Source organism: Nitrospira sp. NS4 (assembly GCF_049546785.1).
Classification (GTDB): Bacteria; Nitrospirota; Nitrospiria; order Nitrospirales; family Nitrospiraceae; genus Nitrospira_D.
The window spans coordinates 432836-451915 of record NZ_JBMWAN010000002.1 but is presented as its reverse complement, the minus strand read 5'-3'; the positions used below and the strand labels follow the sequence as shown (position 1 = coordinate 451915).

General features: G+C 61.6%; 19 protein-coding genes. 13 read left to right on the top strand and 6 right to left on the bottom strand.

The genetic code is table 11. The features are described from left to right. Positions 1–7 precede the first annotated feature (7 nt). Together ACO9S2_RS06715 and erpA are read right to left on the bottom strand one after the other, a co-directional pair. Positions 8–1216: a transketolase C-terminal domain-containing protein gene (locus ACO9S2_RS06715; RefSeq protein ID WP_423721184.1), complete on the bottom strand. Its 1209-nt coding sequence runs from the start codon at positions 1214–1216 to the stop codon at positions 8–10. A gap of 56 nt (positions 1217–1272) precedes the next feature. Further along, positions 1273–1593, bottom strand: a complete 321-nt coding sequence (gene erpA / locus ACO9S2_RS06710) for an iron-sulfur cluster insertion protein ErpA (protein ID WP_423721183.1) — start codon at positions 1591–1593, stop codon at positions 1273–1275. A gap of 683 nt (positions 1594–2276) precedes the next feature. On the opposite strand from erpA, the gene ACO9S2_RS06705 reads away from it, so the two are divergent. The 6 genes from ACO9S2_RS06705 to ACO9S2_RS06680 all read left to right on the top strand — a co-directional run bounded on the left by ACO9S2_RS06705 (position 2277) and on the right by ACO9S2_RS06680 (position 5355). Beyond that, entirely contained in the window at positions 2277–2444 is a 168-nt protein-coding gene (locus tag ACO9S2_RS06705) for a DUF1328 domain-containing protein (protein WP_423721182.1), read from the top strand. A gap of 82 nt (positions 2445–2526) precedes the next feature. After that, entirely contained in the window at positions 2527–2745 is a 219-nt protein-coding gene (locus ACO9S2_RS06700; protein ID WP_423721181.1) for a CsbD family protein, read from the top strand. Positions 2746–2817: 72 nt separating this feature from the next. Beyond that, positions 2818–3375 carry a BON domain-containing protein gene (locus tag ACO9S2_RS06695; RefSeq protein ID WP_423721180.1) on the top strand — a complete coding sequence of 186 codons (558 nt, stop codon included), beginning with the start codon at positions 2818–2820 and terminating at the stop codon, positions 3373–3375. A gap of 116 nt (positions 3376–3491) precedes the next feature. Then, on the top strand, positions 3492–3698 hold the full coding sequence (locus ACO9S2_RS06690) for a DUF2934 domain-containing protein (protein ID WP_423721179.1): 207 nt from the start codon (positions 3492–3494) through the stop codon (positions 3696–3698). Positions 3699–3757: 59 nt separating this feature from the next. Beyond that, positions 3758–4234 carry an Hsp20/alpha crystallin family protein gene (locus ACO9S2_RS06685; RefSeq protein WP_423721178.1) on the top strand — a complete coding sequence of 159 codons (477 nt, stop codon included), beginning with the start codon at positions 3758–3760 and terminating at the stop codon, positions 4232–4234. A 392-nt stretch (positions 4235–4626) separates the two neighbouring features. Then, on the top strand, positions 4627–5355 hold the full coding sequence (locus ACO9S2_RS06680; protein ID WP_423721177.1) for an SIMPL domain-containing protein: 729 nt from the start codon (positions 4627–4629) through the stop codon (positions 5353–5355). 56 nt (positions 5356–5411) lie between these two features. Here ACO9S2_RS06680 and ACO9S2_RS06675 read toward each other — a convergent pair whose 3' ends face one another. Continuing rightward, positions 5412–5990: a thioredoxin family protein gene (locus ACO9S2_RS06675; protein WP_423721176.1), complete on the bottom strand. Its 579-nt coding sequence runs from the start codon at positions 5988–5990 to the stop codon at positions 5412–5414. A gap of 146 nt (positions 5991–6136) precedes the next feature. Here ACO9S2_RS06675 and ACO9S2_RS06670 point away from each other — a divergent pair, with 146 nt between their 5' ends. After that, positions 6137–6286: a hypothetical protein gene (locus ACO9S2_RS06670; protein WP_423721175.1), complete on the top strand. Its 150-nt coding sequence runs from the start codon at positions 6137–6139 to the stop codon at positions 6284–6286. A 5-nt stretch (positions 6287–6291) separates the two neighbouring features. After that, complete coding sequence (locus ACO9S2_RS06665) at positions 6292–6702, top strand: surface-adhesin E family protein (RefSeq protein WP_423721569.1); 411 nt, start codon at positions 6292–6294, stop codon at positions 6700–6702. Between the two features lie 29 nt (positions 6703–6731). On the opposite strand, the gene ACO9S2_RS06660 is transcribed toward ACO9S2_RS06665, so the two are convergent. Next, complete coding sequence (locus tag ACO9S2_RS06660) at positions 6732–7442, bottom strand: class I SAM-dependent methyltransferase (RefSeq protein WP_423721174.1); 711 nt, start codon at positions 7440–7442, stop codon at positions 6732–6734. A gap of 867 nt (positions 7443–8309) precedes the next feature. Here ACO9S2_RS06660 and ACO9S2_RS06655 point away from each other — a divergent pair. Together ACO9S2_RS06655 and ACO9S2_RS06650 are read left to right on the top strand one after the other, a co-directional pair. Next, the gene (locus tag ACO9S2_RS06655; RefSeq protein WP_423721173.1) at positions 8310–8909 is read left to right on the top strand and encodes a hypothetical protein; all 600 of its coding nucleotides are present in this window, start codon (positions 8310–8312) and stop codon (positions 8907–8909) included. A 199-nt stretch (positions 8910–9108) separates the two neighbouring features. Beyond that, entirely contained in the window at positions 9109–9588 is a 480-nt protein-coding gene (locus ACO9S2_RS06650) for a Slp family lipoprotein (protein ID WP_423721172.1), read from the top strand. Between the two features lie 306 nt (positions 9589–9894). Here ACO9S2_RS06650 and ACO9S2_RS06645 read toward each other — a convergent pair whose 3' ends face one another. Beyond that, on the bottom strand, positions 9895–10266 hold the full coding sequence (locus ACO9S2_RS06645) for a PilZ domain-containing protein (protein ID WP_423721171.1): 372 nt from the start codon (positions 10264–10266) through the stop codon (positions 9895–9897). Positions 10267–10341: 75 nt separating this feature from the next. Further along, positions 10342–11907 carry a type II secretion system protein GspD gene (locus tag ACO9S2_RS06640; RefSeq protein WP_423721170.1) on the bottom strand — a complete coding sequence of 522 codons (1566 nt, stop codon included), beginning with the start codon at positions 11905–11907 and terminating at the stop codon, positions 10342–10344. 217 nt (positions 11908–12124) lie between these two features. Here ACO9S2_RS06640 and ACO9S2_RS06635 point away from each other — a divergent pair, with 217 nt between their 5' ends. The 3 genes from ACO9S2_RS06635 to ACO9S2_RS06625 all read left to right on the top strand — a co-directional run bounded on the left by ACO9S2_RS06635 (position 12125) and on the right by ACO9S2_RS06625 (position 19005). Next, the gene (locus ACO9S2_RS06635) at positions 12125–12469 is read left to right on the top strand and encodes a hypothetical protein (protein ID WP_423721169.1); all 345 of its coding nucleotides are present in this window, start codon (positions 12125–12127) and stop codon (positions 12467–12469) included. Between the two features lie 819 nt (positions 12470–13288). Then, on the top strand, positions 13289–18637 hold the full coding sequence (locus ACO9S2_RS06630) for a hypothetical protein (protein ID WP_423721168.1): 5349 nt from the start codon (positions 13289–13291) through the stop codon (positions 18635–18637). Positions 18638–18756: 119 nt separating this feature from the next. After that, a complete protein-coding gene (locus ACO9S2_RS06625) occupies positions 18757–19005 on the top strand; it encodes a DUF3106 domain-containing protein (protein WP_423721568.1) in 249 nt (82 codons plus the stop codon). Positions 19006–19080: the final 75 nt, after the last annotated feature.

Sequence of the window (19080 nt, the reverse complement as noted above, 5' to 3'; positions counted from 1 at the left end):
GGTCCCGTCAGCTCCCGCGTCCGGCCAGCACCTTGGAACGCAGGCCCAGCACTTTCTTGATTTCCTCCACGATGATCTCCGGCGGCATGGTCATGCCCCCGCAGACGCGCGGTCCGGCCACGACCCGCTCGCTGCGCGGGATCGTCGCTTTGATTTCTTTCGCCATCCATCCGACGACATTGAACTCGGGCACGATGATGTGGGAGGCGTGCCTGGTGGCGTCGCGGATTTCTTCCTCCGGCCAGGGGCGAAGGGTCTTGACCTTCACGAGTCCCACGTGAATCCCTTCATCGGCCAGCAGGCGGATCGCTTCACGCCCCTGGGAGACGGCGGTGCCCGAGGCGACGATGAGGGTGTCGGCGTCGCCGTTTTCGACGTCGATCAAGCCGTCCAGCCAGGCGATCGTGTGTTTGCGCGACCGTTCTGCGGCCGCCCACACTTCCTGTTGCCAGCTTGCGTGTGTGGCGTAGCTGATGTAATTGCTCTTCATCACGAAGGGATCGCGCATCATCCGGACCGGCGGACATTCCATATCCATGCAGGGTACCGGCGACCGGTACGGGTCATAGGGCGGCAGGCACATGTCGGCAGGCGTCAGGTCGACGACGTCTTTCGTATGGGTCACGAAGAAGCCGTCGCAACAGAGGGCCAGGGGGAGATGCACATCCGGCTCTTCCGAGACCATGTAGCCTTTGAGAATCCAGTCGTAGAAGTCCTGCGCCGTTTCCGCATGCCAGACGAGCATGCCGGTATTCAGGAGGTAGGCGATTTCCAGGGTGTCGGGCTGGATCGAGAGCGGGGAATTGATGCCGCGGCAGGTGACGATACATTGGATCGGCAATCTGGCCCCGGACCACATCGGAAAGTTTTCCATGGCCCGCATGGTGCCGGGCCCGGCGGTGGTCGTGAACACACGGGCTCCGCCGAAGGCGGCGCCGGCGCACTGCGACATGACGGCAAACTCGCTCTCGCCGCGGAAGTAATCGCCGATATAGCCCTCCGCAAACAGCTCGCCGATCAGGGCCGCGGCTTCGCTCTGCGGCGTGATCGGGTAGGCGATCATCACGTCGATGCTTGCCCGGCGGATGGCTTCCTTGATGACTTCACTGCCCGTATAGAATGACGGGGTGCGGGGAGCCTCCCGCATCATGACCCGGGGATCGGTGAAGACCTGTCCCTTTTTATTTTTTGTTCCGATGATGGATGTCGTTGCCATGGTGTCTGCCCTCCGGTGTCGTGCCGTTCAGAAATCTGAGGCACGTCGTAACGATGCTATGCGCTGAATGAACTGCCGCAGCCGCACGTGGTTTTCGCCTGGGGGTTCTTGATCGCAAAGCCGGACCCTTGCAGGGTGTCCGCATAGTCGACTTCACAGCCGACCAGCAGCGGGGCGCTCTGCGAATCCATAATCACCGACACCTCGCCCTCCTGGATGATCGTGTCGTCCTCGCTCGTCGTGGATTCCAGCGCCATGCCGTATTGGTAGCCGTGACAGCCACCACCCTTCACGTACACGCGCAGACCGATCGTGTCCTTCTCCTCCTGCATGAGTGCCCGTATCTTTTCTGCCGCCAGCGGCGTCATGGTGATCATAAGCTCTCCTCCTGTTACTGCATCGGGAACGTTCGCACCTGCCTCATTCGACCCGTGTGGAGAGGCACCTCTCCCTGCAGGAAGGGGTCGCCGCTTCCGGTCGTCACGAGGCGCAACAATCAACATGGGAGTCACTCCGGCGTAGTAGCGGCGGAGACCAGGGAATCGGTCGCGCTGGGATGTAGGAGGAAACGGGATGCGCGAAGGATAGGACAGTCGGCGTAGCTCAAAACGCCATGCTTTTACGCTAGACGCATATGGGGTGGGAGTCAAGCGCTATTAAGGGGAAGGCGCGGGCTCTTGCCCGCTGTGGCGCGAGATCCGTTCTCATGTCGCGGAACAGCGAACGCCAAACCTGTCTCGCATGAAGCATCGCCTCGTATGCCCCAGCGTGCCGGCTCCAGGGATTTCTGCCGGGCTGCATTTATATCGCTTGACTCCTGTACGGATTGCGCCCAGGGTGATGTTGTCCCGTGTGACGCTCCGCTGACTGTCCTATCTCTTGCGCTTCCTGCTTCTTCCCAGCGTGACCGATTCCTCAGTCTCCGCTGCCCCGATGCCAGAGGGTTCTCTGAACAGCCGCATGTCGTGTGTCATGGTTCGCGAATGGAGGCGGCCAGGACGCCGGCCTTGCTCCAGAGGACCGTTCGATTGACTCGCCATTCCATAGAGAGGAGTGAGCCATGCTGTACTACGCACTGGTATTTCTGGTCGTCGGCTTGATGGCCGGCGCGCTGAATCTCGCCGGGGTCTCGACGGTCGCGGTTCAGATTTCGTGGATGTTGTTCTTGATCGGGATCGTGCTGGTCGCGATCCATGCCGTCAGGGGAGGCCCCGCCCGGGTGGCGTGAGCGGGACCTGTCAGGTGGTCCGACGGTTTCCGCCGTGACGGCCTGGCCAGAAGGTCAATCTTTACACAAGGAGGAGGATGCGATGAACGCGGAGCAACTCAAGGGGAAGTGGATGCAGTTCAAAGGCGAACTGAAGCAGAAGTGGGGCGAGTTTACCGATGACGATCTGCAGCAGATCGCCGGGAACTACGAGAAGTTTCTCGGGAAAGTGCAGGAACGGTATGGCGACAACAAGAGTGAGCTGATGAAGTGGGCGGACCAGTGGCACGAGAAGTCGGCGCCGAAACCCGCGGGGAAGTAGCCGCACGGCATGGATACCATTCACACACGACGACGTATGACGCACGTTTACATTTCAATGAGGGAGAACAGGATGAACACACGCACTGTATTGACACTCTGCACGGCTTTGGTCCTCGGCGGGACAATCCTCTCCGGGTCGGCGCATGCGGTCGGCAAGGCCGACGAGAAGACGCCGATCAATGATGCCTGGCTGACGGCGAAGACGAAGATTGCGCTGTTTGCCGATGCCCGGGTGAAGGGCAGTGAAATCAACGTCGAGAGCGCACAGGGCTCGGTGATCATCCGCGGCAAGGTGGATTCCGATGCGGCGAAGCAGGCGGCGGAAGGGATCGCCAAGGGGATCGACGGCGTCAAGACGGTGAAGAACGAATTGCAGGTGGTCGCGCCGTCCAAACGCGAGGCGACGGACGACAAGGATGAGGCGATTACCACTCGGGTCAACGAGCGGATTGCCAAAGACGCCCATCTGAAGAACGCCGGGATTCGCGCGCAGACGAATGCGGGCGTCGTCTCGCTGAGCGGCGAGGTGGCGGACCTGATGACGAGTGCCCAGGCGTCTTCGACGGTCTGGCAGGTTCCCGGCGTGAAGTCGGTGAAGAACGATCTGACGGTGAAAGAGAAGGCCTAAGGTCTTTCGCCGACAATGTGCACACTCCCCGTCCGTCGATAGGGCCGGTGGCCTCGACGGACGGCAGAGGGGCGCACTCAGTCAACCATGAACAACACGGCAGCGTGAGGAGGTGGATGATGATCAAGGAAGCTGTTTTACAACCCGCAACGCCGGCCATGTCGGCCGGCACGCCCAAGGCCACTCCGAACGGTGCGAAGGCGCAAGACCGGATTGCGCGGCGCGCCTATGAATTGTACGAACGACGGGGACGACAGGACGGCCTGGCTTTGGAGGACTGGTTGCAGGCGGAACGGCAACTGGCCGGCGCATCGAGTCAGTAACCACACATACCGGCGGTCGAAATGGATATCCAGGTCGATCGCCAGAGGAGAATGAAGCCATGAACACGCTTTTACGTTGGGACCCGCTGAGCAGAACTCGATGGAATGCGTTTAAGGATCGGGATGAATTGGAACACCGGTTGGCGACGATGTTCGCCACACGGGAGGCGACAGGGAACGGGGGAAAGGAAGCCCTGACGGTCGCCCAGTGGTCGCCGCTGGTGGACATCACGGAGGATGAGAAGGAATATCTCATCAAAGCCGAGCTGCCGGACATGAAGAAAGAGGATGTACGGCTCACGGTGGAGAATGATGTCCTGGCGATTTCCGGTGAACGGAAGTTCGAGAAGGAGGAAAAGGGGAGAAAGTATCACCGGGTCGAACGCGCCTACGGGAGCTTCGTGCGCAGCTTCTCGCTTCCGGAGGATGCGGATGGGAGCAAGGTGACCGCCGATTTCAAGGAGGGCATGCTTCAGGTGCATCTCCCGAAATCCGAGAAGGCGAAACCGAAGGCCATCGAGATCAAGGTGGGCTAGTGGCGCGTTGATTCGGGGGCGTCAGGGAAGGCTTCGTACGCGCAGGCGAGGATGGAGTCTTGCTGACGCTCCGCGCCCGCTTTGAGGCACAGACAAGGCGGCCCGAGTCTGTTGTCGCTGCACAGGTTCGGGGCGCGGGGTCTGTTCTCCATTCAGGCCATGCCTGTTCGGCGCGGTGCTCGGCCTGCTGCTGTCCTCGCGGCCTATCACTTCTCACCCTACGTCTGGCTCAAGCTCGGCGGCTGACGCCATCTGGACGTCTTGTCTTGCCGAAGATTTCAGTGCTTTCTTCTTGAACGACCTACCCGCTCTGCTGCTTGCGCTGATCTCCGACGGGGAGTAGGCTGGCCCGCATGTGCACGCGTCGTATCATCATGAGGGGAGGGAGGCGCATGGTCGTTGTCGCACTGCTGATGGGGTTGCTGGCGTTCCCGGTCGCGTCACAAGCCCATGATGAGGCCAAGCCGGAGGCGCCGGCGTTGACGGTGACCGGCAGCGGCCGGCTGGCGGTTGAGCCTGATACGGCGTTCGTGACGTTCGGCATGGAGACAGCCGGCAAGTCGCTCGCGGAGGCGCAGCGGCTAAACAACCAGGTGATGCAGAAGGTGACGGCGCGGCTGCGGGAGTTGCAGATCGAGAAGGAGCGCATCCAGACCTCGTCTTTCACAGTCTCGCCGCAATACAAGCCGCCGCCCAAGCGTCCCGCCGACGCGCCGCCGGCTCCACCCGAGATCATCGGTTATGTGGTGAGCAACAGCGTGACGGTGGAGGTGCGGAATACGGAGAAGGTGGCCCCGGTGATCGAGGAATCGCTGGCGGCCGGGGCGAATCACTTCCAGGGCCTGCATTGGGCGCTCCGTGACGAACAGCAGGCGAAGCTCGGCGCGTTGAGGCAGGCCGCGGCCAGGGCGCGCGAAAAGGCGACGGCCTTGAGCGAGGCCTTACACGTGAAGCTGGTCCGGCTGACGGGCGTCAATGAAGCCAGCCACGTGGTCCGCCCGGCCTCCCATGTCTCACGGGCGATGATGGCGATGGATGGCGGCAACGAGCCGCCGGTCTTTTCCGGTGAGATGACGGTCGAGGCCACCGTCACGTTGACCTACGAGATCGGATCAGAGTGACCGGTTCCCGTCCCGGTAAGCCCAACCCTGTCCCGCCTCGATCGCGCCGATACGCGCTACCGCGCATAGTCCGGTTCGTTGCCGCGTTTCCATTTGATGCTGCAGCCGATGCTGGGCCTCTGGTTGGACTCGACCGGCTGGCCGGCGAGGACGGCCTCGATGGCGGCGCGCAGGTCGCGGCCTGTCACGGGTTTGCCGTTGCCGGGTCGGCTGTCGTCGAGCTGTCCGCGGTAGACGAGCCGCCGGTCTCGATCGAAGAGATACAAGTCCGGCGTGCAGGCGGCGCGATAGGCCTTCGCGACTTCTTGTGTCTCGTCGCAACAGAAGGGGAAGGTGAAGCCGAGTCGCCCGGCCATTTCCTTCAGTTTCGGCGGGGCGTCGTCCGGGTAGCTCTCAGGATCGTTGCTGCTGATGGCGATGATCCCGATGCTCTTTTCCTGATAGTCCTGCCCCAGCCTCGCCAGCTCCCGCTCGATGTGGACGACGTACGGGCAGTGGCGGCAGATGAACATCACCAGCAGGGCCCTCTTGCCGGAGAACGAGTCGAGGTTATGGGTCTCTCCGCTGACGACGTCGCGCAGGTGGAAGGCGGGAGCCGGGGTGCCGAGCGGCAGCATGACGGAGGTGGCGGCCATGGCAGGTCTCCTGGTGAATCGGTCGTACAGGAAGATGCCGCAGCCTGCCTGCCGCGTCAAGTCGTGGCGCGCGGGCTCGTGCCAGGCCGCGTCGCGGTTCGCTGTGGTAGGCTCTTGCTGATCCCCTTCGAGAAAGGAGCAGGACGGTGCGTGAAGGCTATCGGTTGATCATTGTCGATAAGGCTGGTGTGCTGGTGTCGGAATTTCAACTCACGGAGGCGGCGCTGGGGCAGCCGGAGGCCTTCGTTGCAGCAATCAAACGGGCGCTCGATGCAGTCGAAGAGGAGGAGCCGTGAGCCGCATGCGCCGGGGGTTCTGTCTGTCTGGCATGCTGGTGCTGTTCGGACTGCTATTGTGCACCGTCGGTTCGGCGTCGGCGGAATGGGTGCGCGCCGGCGGCACGCACAAGTATGACGGCTATGTGGACATGGCGACGATTGCTCCGACCGGCCAGAGGGTCATGCTCTGGACGCTGAGGGACTTCAAGGTCACCAGGCAGATTCCCACAGGGCCCTACCATTCGATGGCGGTGAAGAAACAGTTCGACTGCCGGTCCGGCAAGGGCCGGTTACTCCGGACGAAATACTATACGGAACAGATGGGGAAGGGGCGCCCCTTCTTTACCACGCAAGGCACCCGGCAGTGGTCCCGCGTGATCCCCGGCAGCGACGGCGAGACGGAATGGAAAATCGCCTGCCAGATCGCCCCCTAGCCGGGCCGGGCGCGTTCGCTCGCCCATCGTCACTCCAGGGTAAATTCCAGAAAGTACTGCTTCGGCAGGAAGGTATGTTCTTTGACCAGCTTGTAGCCGGCGGCGGCAAGGTCCTGCACCACACGGTCGCGCGGGACGAGATGGTGCTTGGGAAACCCGAGTTCGCCGGAGCGCTCGTCGTGATAGTAATCCACGATGGCGATGCGGCCGCCCGGTTTGAAGGCGGACTTCAGGTTGCGAAAGTAGGTCACCTGTTCGTCGAGATGGTGATAGGTATTGCAGATGAAGAGCAGATCCACTGATTCGACCGGCAGTTTCGGACTGTCCGGCCTGGCCAGGATGAATTCCGCGTTGTAGGGCCGGTGCAGATGGATGAGACTTTCTTCGACGTACTTGAGGGCGTCCGGTTCCACGTCGATGACGTAGACTTTCCCGGTTTCCGTGACGGCCTCCACGAAGCGGCGGGTGAAATAGCCTGAGCCAGCCCCCAGATCCGCCACCTGCATGCCAGGTTTCAGCCCCAAGGCCTCGACGACCAGCGTTGGCTTCTGTTCCTGGTCGCGCTCCGGCCGGTCGAGCCGGTCGAGATACTCCATCACGTTGGGCATGCGGTCGTGCTGGTGCGCCTGCTGCGCAAAGGCGGGCTGGTTCCAGAGCAGCATCGCGGCCAGCAGGCAGCCGGCGATCATCCGGACCGGAAAGGTTCGATGTCTGATGGGTAGAGCCGGGTCAGGAGACATGCGGTGATTCTAGGCCGCTCGTCAGGCAGTCACAAGAGGGAGTGGAAGGAGCGGCGACGATTCCGGCCTGCAGGGAGCCGGCCGGACTTGTCGTCTACCGGAGAAAGCAGAGCGCTTCGGATCGACGCCAGGGCCATTTGGATATGCGAGGACTTTTCCTGTGGCCCTTGACAGAGAAGTCGTTGAAGCCGACCCGCTCCCAATCCCCTTTCTGAGCGGGCAATTAGGCCTCTTCAGGGCGGAAAACCACAGAGCCTGTGGATAGTTTTCATTCTTCCTGTTCGAACAGCTGCATCAGGAGCGGTGAATCATTTCTGTCAAGCGTTAATCTCTTGGGAATGTGTATAAAAGAATAGAAAAATGTGCTAACCCACAATATCTTGTGGTATTCCACGCAAACTATCAATGCCTATATTTTAGGCATTTTGGTCCTGCCGCCGCGCAGAGCTTGCGCTTCTGCGTCTGAAATTGAAGTTACACACAGAATTATCCACAGAAGATGGGGACTAAGCGGTTTCATGCCAAATCACGGACTCAGCGAAACTTTTCTTTGGATTTTTTCCCCTCATGCTCACATGAACAAGAGTAAGGGAAATGTATCTGACGGTTCCCGTTTGAATTCCAGCGAGAATCGATGAGCGGGGAGGGAGGTTCCTGCGACCGGCGACGCGGCGCTTGCGGTCATGGACACGACGGCCCCGATCAGGACCGTGATGTCACCCAGGTGACCCTCCAGTTGACGCCTTGACGAGAGACCAGCCATGATGCGGTAGCGTCCTGAGAGAGGGTCTCTTGTGACTACCGGGGGGCAAGATGACAGGAGTGCTGTCGGCTCTGTCATGAACATTATGGAAAACGGAAACAGCGATGCGCCGGAGATGTGACCTGTTTGGCCGGGTGGTCTGCCTCGTGGCGCTGCTTGCCCTTGCCGGCTGCGCGACGCCTTCACTCGACATGTCGGGTGGACGGATCGAGCCTGCCGGACCGGATGGGGGAGTGGTGATCGGCTCGGTCCTCGTGCAGGCGGAGCAGGAACCGCCCGACTCCTGGTTCAATCGGCTGTTCGGTCGCAAGGCGGCCGGATTTGTCTATGATTTTGAAATCGTCAGAATCGACGCACATGATCGGGAAGGGGCGCATCCGTATGCGGCGTATGCATTGGATGCGAAGCCGGGGGAGGAGCGGATCTTTGTAGCACGCTTACCGGCCGGCACCTATCTCTTCAAGGCCTTTCGCCACGAAGGGCTGTCGGCCATGGGCGGCGACCTGGGGCTGACCTTTTCAGTCGCTCCCGATACCACCCGGTATATCGGTCGACTGTTTCTTGAGGTGCCTCGACGGGTGACGATGGGAGTTCCCTTCACTTATACGGTGCAGGATGCCCGCGACGCGACGCTCGCTGCCGTCCACCAACAGCATCCTGACGTCGGGCAGCAGGCCGTGAACGCTCCGATGCAGGCCAGATAAGAGCGGCGGGAATCCCTCCCCCAACGCCCATGCGGGATGCAGAAGTACCGGTTGAGACGATGTTCACGGCTGGGCCGGACGAGAGGACGACAGCATGGCAGGCAGCGAACGTTGCCCACAACGCAACCGGGGAAACGACTCTATGACTCCTTACGCCAGGATCCAGCGGTGGACTGCCTGTCTTGTCTTGGCCATGAGCATGACTGCCTGGCTTGGGGGCTGCTCCGCTGTGCCGCGGCGCTATGTCTGGATGGCGGAGCCCGGCGTGACGCTCACCGCGCTGACCGCCCGTCAGGAATCGTACGTCGGGAAGGTGGTGTTGTTGGGAGGGACGATCATCGAAGAGGAAGAGGATGAGCAGTACCTCTTGTTGCGTGTCAAGAACCGTCCGCTGGATCAGGATTATATGCCCCATCGTCCCATCGACTCAGCTGGTCCCGAAGCCGGCTCTTACTGGGTGATCGTGGCGAAGCAGCAAGTCCCCCTCAAGTATCGGGACTGGGCGCGCACGACGGTGGTGGGTCGAGTGACCGGGACGACGCTATTCAAGACCGAGCCGGTGCTGGTGCTGCTGTACATGCGGGGCTGGGGGGCGAGCCCGGATCATGACGGGGTCTGGGAGACGATTGATCCCAATTATGTCCCGTCGGTTCCGGGGGGCATTGATCTCAAGAATTAGGCGGCATGGACCGGCCTCGCAGTACAAGAACACCGCTGCTGCAACCGCAGCGCTGACGCCGGAATCCGATCCCTGCTTCTGCTTCGCACTCACCTTTTCTACGCGCGCGCCTGCTACCGCCCGGTCCTGACAGGGTGACCTTTCACTCAGGTCTCGGCCGCGCCGAGCAGGCCATCATCCTTCCGTAACCACCAGAGCCGCTCCCCTTCACCGGACACAGGCAGAAGACAAACCGCCGGAGGTGTTTGCTCGCAGCGTTTGCCGCGGCGGCTTCGTCTGCCGGATGCTCTGTCGCTGGTGGCGGGGCTATTGCGGCTCGGGCCGGCGCGGAAGCGACTGGATCAATCGTTCCCAGATGACGCGGTCGAGGCGTTGGTTGGAGAGCCTGGGCAGGCGGATGAACTCGACTCCGAAGGCATGGTTCCGGACCCATCGAACCTTGCCCAGTTCAATGCTGAGCGATGAGGTGTGGTCGGGCATGACCACGTTGAGGCGGATGTAACTGCCTGTCAGGACGGTGCGATCGGTCTTGACGGAGCAGCCGGTGAGGGAAAGATTCAACAACGATCCTTCACCGACGAAGGGTGCCCCTCCGTAAATGACGGGGCAGGCCATGGGGAAACGCTCGGAGGAGCGGACGCTTTCTGTCAGCGCCCGGGGCCATTCAATCTGTGCCATGGCCGCCATGCTAGCGGGCGGAGGGATTGTTGTACTATCCCCCTGATGGGGGATGTGTGAGTGTGTCTGGTCCGGCTATGGGGTCTTCGGCTCCAGGGGAGTGGTCGTCGCCGGCGCAGGCCGTTCAAGTCGCTCAAGGACGTCCTGCTTCAGCCTGGTGGGTTCTTCAATCCGGTTGTCGCGCTGGAGGATGTTGAGTTCCTTCGCTTTGCGCGCATTCAGTTCGGCCACATCGTGCTCGTCCCGGACCAGGTGAGGCGTGAGGAACACGAGTAGATTGAGCTTCTCGGTTGTCCGGGTCTGGGACTTAAAGAGCCAGCCGAGCCAGGGAATGTCCCCGAGCAGCGGAATCTTTTTTTCGCTGATCGTCAAGTTATCCCGGACGAGCCCTCCCACCACCAGCGTTTGCTGGTCATGCGCGATCGCCGTGGTTTCCATAGACCGTTTCGTCGTCGTGGGGCCGACGGGGACGCTCGCGGTGCCGGCGCCGATGGTCTGGGCCACATTCTCCGCAATCGCCGTGATCTCCTGCTTGATTTCCAACCGGACCAGATCGTCCTCCAGCACCTGCGGGGTGAGCTCCAATGTGACACCGACGTCTTTCCGTTCGATCGTGACCAATGTGCCGCCGGTGATGCCTTGCGCCTGACCGGTCGGGAACGGTCGATTTTCGCCGACGACAATCTTGGCTTTCTGGTTGTCGGCCGCCAGGACTTGAGGCGTCGAGAGAACGTTCGTGTCGGTGAGGTTCAGGAGAAAGTTCAAGAAGGCGCGGACATTGATGGTGTCCAGAATGGGGAGCGTGCCGCCGCTCACGGCGGCTCCCGCGAGGATTTGCGCGATCGAGGAAATGTCCTCCGGCGCTCGGTTGACGCCGACGATCCCTTGGAACGATCCGGACTTGCCCGCTCCCAGGACCTGGACAGGGTCGACGCCGATCTGCTTGAGCCGGTCGACCTGCACTTCAAGAATGACCGCCTCCACAAAGACCTGTTTCCGCCGGGTGTCCAAATCGCGAATGACCGATTGGAGTCTGGTATAGGCCGCCTTGGAGGAGCTGACCACGATGGCGTTCGTCGCCTTGTCGGCAAAGACCTGCACCGGCGCTTCGAACTCGGACAGAGGACGCATGGGCGGTCTCATGCCCGGCGACGTCTGGGCGACCGTTTGCGAGCGGGCGACCAGGTTGGTCAGCACGGCGGCCAGATCAGTGGCGTTGGCATGCTTGAGCTTGTACACGTAGACGCCGCGTTCGGGAGGCAGTTCGCCCATCTGCACGATTTGATGGACGCCGCCTTTGGTCACGACCGCCAGGCGGCTGACTTCCAGTGCGGCCACGAACATGCTGTAGGCCTGGTCCGGGGTCACCTTCGTCGGAGAAAAGACGGAGATCTTGATGTTCTGTTTCTTGATCGTGTCGTCGAGCACGAAGTTCTTGCCCGTCAATTCGCTGATGAAGCGGACGAACACCGGGATATCTACCTCGTTGAAGTCGAGCGCGATCTTACCGGGGGAGCCTCCCGGGCTTTCTGCGTAGACCGGTCCCGGCAGGAGCGCGGCGAGCAGCACGAAGGCCGCACCGAGCCGGCTTGCCGTCCGGCTGATTCGATGAGGCGTTGTCAGGAACCGATCAATGGCCACATTCCCTCGATACGTATTGGACCTAGCAGGCTGTTGAGATCGAGCTTCCTAGGCAAGCTATCATAGGGGATCGAGAGAGACAACCGCCGGGCGGATTTCCGCGGGGTGTGATCCGGGCAACAGGGCCTCTGTCCGGCCTGGCATGAATGGCTGACGGTCGCATGATTTTTCCGATTCCAGCCGATAAAGCGAGAGCACCAGGAGAGTGAGCATCGAGATGAATTCACCGCCGTTACACAGGAAGGTCCAGGCGTTCGCCCGGCGGCTTCTCGATGAGGCGAACGGCGATCTCGTGCGCGCGCCGGGGCTCCCGGTGCCGGTATTGGAGGATGCCGAGCTTAAGTCCGGAGATCATGTGCATCGACTGTTGGCGGAGGTTCGGAAGGTGCTCATGCCGGAGCCTGTCATCGGGTTGGGCCGGCCGATTCAGCATCTCGCCGGAGACGCGTCATGGGAAGGGGGCCGGCATGGCCTGCGCTGCGGCAAAGTCCTCACAAAGCAGGGCCGCGAAGAGGGGCCTGTGATCCCTCGAGGTATGTCTATGAGCCGGGCTCACAAGTGACGGCGGATGAGGGGGATGACTGTGAACCCTGCCGGTGAAGGCGTCTGATTTGCTGCGGCTGTGCTGTGCCTGGTCAGCCCTTCCGCCATCGTTCCATCTCGAACCGCGCCTATGCGGCGCCTATAGGCTATGCGGAACGGCCGGTTGCCGGGGCGTCGGGCTTCCGCTGATCTGTCACGTAGACGCTGTCACTGATGGCTGAGGCGTCCGATCATCCTGTCGTCCAGGGCGGCCCGGCTGAGACGATCGGGAGGCCGGTTACGTTGGTGGAATGCCTGGTGAAGACCATGCCAGGCAAGACTTCAGTGCTGACGACGTGTTTCATCGAGAGAGGTTCCCGCCTTCCGGCAGAAGAAGACACGCATTCTGTGTGAGAGAGCAAGGATGTCAGGTGTGCAGGTACCGCCTGCCGGCCTCGGATGCTGTATCGGAAGTCCCGACGCATTCCTGAATGTTGAATCTCTCAGGGGCTTGAAAATGGACGGCAGCCGGGCGGTCCGGGGCCACAGGGTTCAAGGCCGGGCGAGTCATGGCATGGGCGCGTCAGCATCCGGTCGGTTTGGTGAGAGGAGAGTGGGCGTTTCCTGCACACCTGTTCAAAAATGGAAGGCCTGATTGGCAGGTAGAGGAGGCAGCGAGAAGAAGGTGCCGCGTATTCAACGAGTTGAGCGCGCGATGGCCTGTGAGGATAGAGGCGCATCGCTTGCATGGTGAAGGGGTTCGTTTCGCTGTCCGGGATGGCGTAGGAGCCCGATTAAGTCGTGCGGCGCGGCTACCGATAAGACTCATAACCCTTTCGTATCTGCAAGAGACATTATTGTGCGTGCGGGAAAGAAACCTTCGCTCAAAACCGACAAGAAAAAACCAGGCTCTGGCAGCAAGCCGGGGGTGAGAGGCTATAGCAAGAAGACCGAGCTCCTCGAAGACGCCATCACCCAGATGAACGCCGGCAAGTATGGGCGATCTTCAGCAGTGCTGAAGGAATTGCTGGCGCTCGATCCTCAGAACATGGAGGCCCGCCGGCTCTTTGCGACGATGCACCTTCGCCTTGGAAGCCTCCTGCCCGCCCGGCAGGCATTTGAGGCGCTGGCCAATGAGGCATTGGAACGCCAGGACTACTGGCTGGCCGAATCCTTGTTGCAGGAATATCTGGTGGCCGGTCCCCGCTGTGTGCCGTTCATTGAGAAGCTGGGGATCGTCTATCAGGAAAAAGGCGATGAGCTCGCTGCGGCGGAAGAATTCGGCAAGGCCATCGACATTCTTCTCGATGACCCTGATGCGGAGAATCCCCATTGGCCCGCGCAGTTGTATGCCAAGATCCGCGACATCGCACCGGCGAGTCCCCCTGCCTTTCGGCTGGCGTCGTTCTTCGATGCGCGATCCGGAGAACTGCTCGTGCGCCCGGCCGCAGCCCATGCCGAACTCAGCAAGACGGTTCCGCCCTCAACGGAGCTGCTTGAAACGGATGCCCCAGAAGCGCCCCCTGATCCGCTAGCGACGCCCACGCCGGTTTCCGGGGCAATGCCGTGGGATCAGGTTGTGGACGAAGCTCCTTCCGCTCCTTTACTCGGTGATCACTCCGATGACGCGAACTTGCAGGCCTCTCCATCGTTGCCTCCTGCGGAACAGCCTTTCGAGACCGGCAGTCACGGGACGGGCAAAGCTCCGGCGAACCTTGTTGAGTCTGCGCTGGCGGAGAGGGAAGGCACGGTGCCCGCGTCGTTGGAGTGTGATCTGAGCGGGATCGGCACCTCCCAAGGGGCAAACAGGATTTCTCCGGTACTCGGCGAATCCGGATCGAGCGTGCCGTTGCCTGAGCCCGCACAAAGCCAGATAGAAGCGGGGCTTGAGCCGGGAGCGGATCTTCGGGCGGATGATTCGCCGGATGGTCATGCCACGGATGTTGCAGCGGCCGGCGAGGCGGTCGCGTCTTCCGACCCGACCTCTCCCGCTCCCGACGAGCCGGCCTGTAACGGAATGAGCGAGTCCGCTGTGACGGATGCGCCACTCTCTCTCGTCGAAGAGGGACCGCGAGCTTTCCAGCCGGATCCGACGATCGAATCCGTTCCCGCCCCTATGCCGTGGGAGCAGGTGCAAGAGGTCACGGTTATCATCCCGCCAGCGGAAGCCGGTTGCGACGTCGAACCACCCTCGAAGGATGTCACGGACCCGGACCCACCGGTGGCGACCCTGTCCGAGGTGCCATGGTCGTACGAGGTCGCAGGTCGGGAATCTTCTCAGGAGATAGAGAAGACCGCTGACTCGGTGTCAGCTCCCATGCCGTGGGAGCAGATACAAGATGCCACGGTGACCATTCCCCAAGCCGAGGTGTCCAGCGACACCGAGACCAGGTCGGACAGTTCAGTCGCCACAGAGTCTCCATTTTTTGCCTTGTCGGACGCGGTTCAGGTGGAGCCGCAAGGCGGGGGTGCGCCGGCCTGGAAAACCCCTGATGCGACATCGGCCACGTCTGACGCGTTGAGCGCAGATATGCCGCAGGAATTGTTCTCCCCATCGCATGCCGGTTGGGAATCTGTTTCGACCGGTGACGCGATCACACTTTCTCCGGCCCAACCGGTTGATGTATCGCCGTCCCCGGTGGTTGAACCGCTTTCCGCTTCAACGTCGTTGGAGCCTGAGCAGGAATCCCTGATCGCTCTCCCGGATTCTCACCGGGAGCCGGTCAGTAGCGAAGCATCGTTGTCGGCACCTTCGTCGATTGCGCTTCAGGCGGCTCATCTCGCGGTTACGGACCAGCAGGAGCTGTCGCCTGAACGATCGAGTCCTGCTTCGGAGCCTTTCGCCGGGGAAGGCGCTGCACCTGTTTCAACCACGGTTGCCGATTCTCCGTCACCACCTGAAAATCCGCCTCAACCGGAGAGGACAGAGAAGCCCAAGGGTACCGGTTCTTCCTGGGAGTCGATCTTCAGCAACTGGAAATACGGTCCCTCATCATCCAAGACCAAGCGGCATCATGCTGCACCGGTAGATCGGTACCAACCCGGAGAGCCGTTACCGGCCCCTGTCTATCCAGCGGTATCACCAGCTGTTCATGAGGAGCCGGTCCCTGACACCCGGCCGGCTGCCACGATCCTGCCGGATCCGGTGGCATCCTCCATATTCAGCCCGCAGATAGAAGAGAGTCCCGTCACCATTCCATTGCCGGAGTCGGTTGAGCCCGATCCTGCTACGACCATCGTTTCCGTATCGGATTCGGCTGTCGCGAAGGTAATTCCGGAGTCCGTTCCATTGCCTGATCATCCGGAGGTCATTGCCACACCATCTCCGGCGATTGCGGTTGCGAGTGAGCCGGTTCAGGTCGATCCGTCTCCAGAAGTCGGGTTCGGATCGCGGTCGGGCGAGTCAGCGATGGAATTGGCGGCGTCCGCGCCAGTTGTGGAATCGGCGATCGAGGTTGAGCCACCGTTCGTGTCTCCGGCGCAGGAGGCTCAGTCACGGGATGTCCCAAGTCACGATTCACCGGCTCAGCCGGAGGAGTTCAGGTTTGCCTCCGCAGGCGAGGTGACATCCCCGGCTCCGGAGGATGCTGCTGTATCGCACGAGGGATTCAGTCTCGCCGGGGTGAGTCCTGAACTGCCGGTGCAGCCGGAAGAATTACGAAGTGTCTCATCCAGCGAAGCGACATCTGCGTCTCCAGAGCAGGAGGCTGTATCGCACGAGGGATTCGGTCTTGCCGCAGTCAGTCACGAGCCGCCGGTGCAGCCGGAGGAGTTCCGGTTTGTCTCCTCAAGCGGGACGATAGCCCCGGCTCCGGAGCAGGAGGCTATATCGTACGAGGAATTCAGTACCGCCGCAGTCAGCCTCGAGCGCCCGGTGGAGCCGGAAACATTCCGGAGTCTTTCATCGAGTGAAGCGCTAGCCCCGGCACCGGCAGAGGAGCCTGAGATACCTGAGGCGTCGCGTCCCGCCTCAAGGGCTGTTGAGCCGTCAGTGCAGTCCGAAAATGTTCCGGTTGTCTTGCCGGACAAGGCGACATCTTCGTCTCCGGTGCCGCTCGCTGCGAGTGAACCGGCGCCGAGCAGCGGAGAGAAAGCGGTCGGCGTCGGCGACCTCAACCCGCCGGCGCTGACTCGTGACATCCTTCCGGCATTACAGGCGCTGGTGAGCCAATATTCGGGCGCGGCAAAAGAGGGCGCTGTTGCGTCTCCGAAACCGGACATCATTCAGCCGACTCAACCCACACCGGAGGCAGCGGACATTCCCCCGGCGCCTATACCAGTTGCCATCTCTCCGGCGACAGAACGCTCAGGTCTTGCCGCGGAATCGGCGCCAATCCCTCTTGAAGAACCCGGCGAACCTCAGCAGCCTTCCCGACAGAATGCCAAGGACACTGCCGATGAGCAGCCGGCCCTGTCTCCTGTGGTGTCAGGGGGCGAGAAGGTCGGGGCTATCGAGCCTGCGCTTCCATCGCAGGATGCGCCCGCGGCGGCGGGCTCGGTTGTGCCGGAGTCCGTTCCTTTTCAAGAAAAGGAGGAGTGGGTCAGAACGGGCGAGTCCATCCGGTTTGTGGATCTGCAAGAAGTACATCCTGCGAGACCGGCCTCGGCGGCCTCGGGAGAATCCGGGGAGCCGGCGGTGTCCACCGTGGCGTCAGCCGTCGATGCGCTCTTCCAATCATCCGGGCGTGAGACGAACACGCGCACGACGGAACGGGCGACCGTCGCCAAACCGCGTCCGCGAATCGGTGCGACGCTGGCTCGTGTCCGGCTCAGCCTGTCCGCCTTCATCGGCTCCTGTTTTTCGACCACTCACGCCCTGATTCTGTCGCTTGTCGGGCTGGTGGTGTTGGCCGGCGCATTGGCGGCGATCGCGATCGGAGTGGTGGGGGGGGCCTGGGTCATGATGGAAGAGAAGCCGAGTGCGGCGTTCCAAAGTTTGACGGCGTCCCCGCAACGTTCGTCGATCGATTTCAGGAACAACGGCTATTTGCTGTTGCTCGGGTTTGATGCGGATGCCGGGGCTGATCCGATTCAAGCCGGGTATGATCGGAAGCCGGGTCTGAGCCAGGACGAAGCGGCTTCAGCCTGTCTGGGCGGGACGGATGGCCGTTCAGGAAAGGAGCCGCTCCATGCCACGGCCAGTGTGGCGGAGGGCTGGTTCCGGTCGTCCAATCCGGCAGCGCAGTTCAAGACGAAAGCGGACGGTTTGAAAGGATGGATCGACCAGGCCCAATCGTCGATCGGGCGCTATCGGCAGTGGCTCAAGATGCCGTTTGAGGATCGGGGCTACGGTCAGGCGGTGGCGCCGCCCTGCGCAACCATCCTCTTTACCCATCGATTGTATGTGGCGGAGGGATTCGCGCCAGGACAGCCGACGGATAACGGGATCCACCGGCTTCAGGAGGATATGGAAGCCTGGCGCACGGCCTTGGCCCAGGCGAAGACCCTGCCCGTGAAGATGTTGGCCGTCCAGGCGATTCAGGATGATCTCGCGGTGGCCTCCGGATTACTGGCTCAGCCGGATTTCGACAGCCAGGCGCTTCCTTCCCTGACGCATCTGTTACGCCCCCTCGATCAGGTCGAGTCGTCCATGCGCTGGCCAATGCAAAGTGAGCTGGCGGCGGCCGTTCGGGCCACCGATGCGCAACTGAAGGAGGATCACGGCGACGACAAACCCTGGCATGTCGCCGTGGCCAGGTGGCTGCCCCTCCCCAAACAGCGGCGATTGAACGAGTATGCGGAATATTACGACGCGTCGTCCAAAGCGGCCGGCGAGGGACGGTACGGTGCCATGCCCAAGCGCGCCGCCTATATCAAGAATCCGCCGGCGACGGTCGTGGATTATCTGACTAACCCGATTGAAAACATCGTGGGACTCAAGCCGCTCCCGTCCTGGGACCGGTATAACGGGATGGTTATCGATGCCGATGCGCGGTTGCGTCTCGCGAGCCTGCAGGCCTGGCTCCGCCGCGGGTCCCAGGAGGGCGATCTGGTGACGCGCATTGCCAAAGCGGGCCAGCGGTTCTATGACCCCTACACGGGGATTCCCATGCTGGTGAATCTCACGCGAGGGGTGATCTACAGCGTCGGCCATGATGGAAAAGACCAGGATGCGGATCCACAGCAGGACGTCGTGGTGTCCATTCCTCTCAATCCGGCCTCGTCCGGAAGCGCCAAAGGTTCTTCAGCCTCCATGAAGCCCAAATAACCGATCGCATCGTTCCGCAGTCTGACTGCTCTCCCATCTGCTCCTCGATGGTATGTCCCCGGTCGGCCTCGCCGGAACGGTCAACCGGTTGTGTCTCAGGACGTTAAGGGAAGCAGCGGCTGCCTGGAGGATTCCAGCGAATCCGGGAACTGCCCCCTGAAAAGCGCGAGGCCATTCGCAATGCCCGCCAGTGGTTCCGCTCACTCCCACCGGAGGAACGGCACGAGATGCGTCAACGATGGAAGAACATGTCGCCCGAAGAGCGGGAGGCTTTTCGGCGCCAGCTTCGCCAGCGCGACCGTTCGTTACAAAACCGTCCCGTCCGTCCTGCCATTGATCCGCGAAGATCGGTTTGCGCGGTTGCTTGACAGCGCCGGATGTATTCCACAGAATCACCGCACACAATAAATCCCCGCAGGCTGTCTGCGGGCGATGCGTTTATC

What these genes read in the sequence shown, in the direction of transcription:
- ACO9S2_RS06695 (WP_423721180.1), top strand. Translation starts at nt 2,818, where the DNA reads ATGAACACACGCACTGTATTGACACTCTGCACGGCTTTGGTCCTCGGC.
- ACO9S2_RS06685 (WP_423721178.1), top strand. Translation starts at nt 3,758, where the DNA reads ATGAACACGCTTTTACGTTGGGACCCGCTGAGCAGAACTCGATGGAAT.
- ACO9S2_RS06650 (WP_423721172.1), top strand. Translation starts at nt 9,109, where the DNA reads ATGACTGCCTGGCTTGGGGGCTGCTCCGCTGTGCCGCGGCGCTATGTC.
- ACO9S2_RS06690 (WP_423721179.1), top strand. Translation starts at nt 3,492, where the DNA reads ATGATGATCAAGGAAGCTGTTTTACAACCCGCAACGCCGGCCATGTCG.
- ACO9S2_RS06700 (WP_423721181.1), top strand. Translation starts at nt 2,527, where the DNA reads ATGAACGCGGAGCAACTCAAGGGGAAGTGGATGCAGTTCAAAGGCGAA.
- ACO9S2_RS06655 (WP_423721173.1), top strand. Translation starts at nt 8,310, where the DNA reads ATGCGCCGGAGATGTGACCTGTTTGGCCGGGTGGTCTGCCTCGTGGCG.
- ACO9S2_RS06715 (WP_423721184.1), bottom strand. Translation starts at nt 1,216, where the DNA reads ATGGCAACGACATCCATCATCGGAACAAAAAATAAAAAGGGACAGGTC.
- ACO9S2_RS06665 (WP_423721569.1), top strand. Translation starts at nt 6,292, where the DNA reads ATGCGCCGGGGGTTCTGTCTGTCTGGCATGCTGGTGCTGTTCGGACTG.
- ACO9S2_RS06660 (WP_423721174.1), bottom strand. Translation starts at nt 7,442, where the DNA reads ATGTCTCCTGACCCGGCTCTACCCATCAGACATCGAACCTTTCCGGTC.
- erpA (WP_423721183.1), bottom strand. Translation starts at nt 1,593, where the DNA reads ATGATCACCATGACGCCGCTGGCGGCAGAAAAGATACGGGCACTCATG.
- ACO9S2_RS06680 (WP_423721177.1), top strand. Translation starts at nt 4,627, where the DNA reads ATGGTCGTTGTCGCACTGCTGATGGGGTTGCTGGCGTTCCCGGTCGCG.
- ACO9S2_RS06675 (WP_423721176.1), bottom strand. Translation starts at nt 5,990, where the DNA reads ATGGCCGCCACCTCCGTCATGCTGCCGCTCGGCACCCCGGCTCCCGCC.
- ACO9S2_RS06635 (WP_423721169.1), top strand. Translation starts at nt 12,125, where the DNA reads ATGAATTCACCGCCGTTACACAGGAAGGTCCAGGCGTTCGCCCGGCGG.
- ACO9S2_RS06645 (WP_423721171.1), bottom strand. Translation starts at nt 10,266, where the DNA reads ATGGCACAGATTGAATGGCCCCGGGCGCTGACAGAAAGCGTCCGCTCC.
- ACO9S2_RS06705 (WP_423721182.1), top strand. Translation starts at nt 2,277, where the DNA reads ATGCTGTACTACGCACTGGTATTTCTGGTCGTCGGCTTGATGGCCGGC.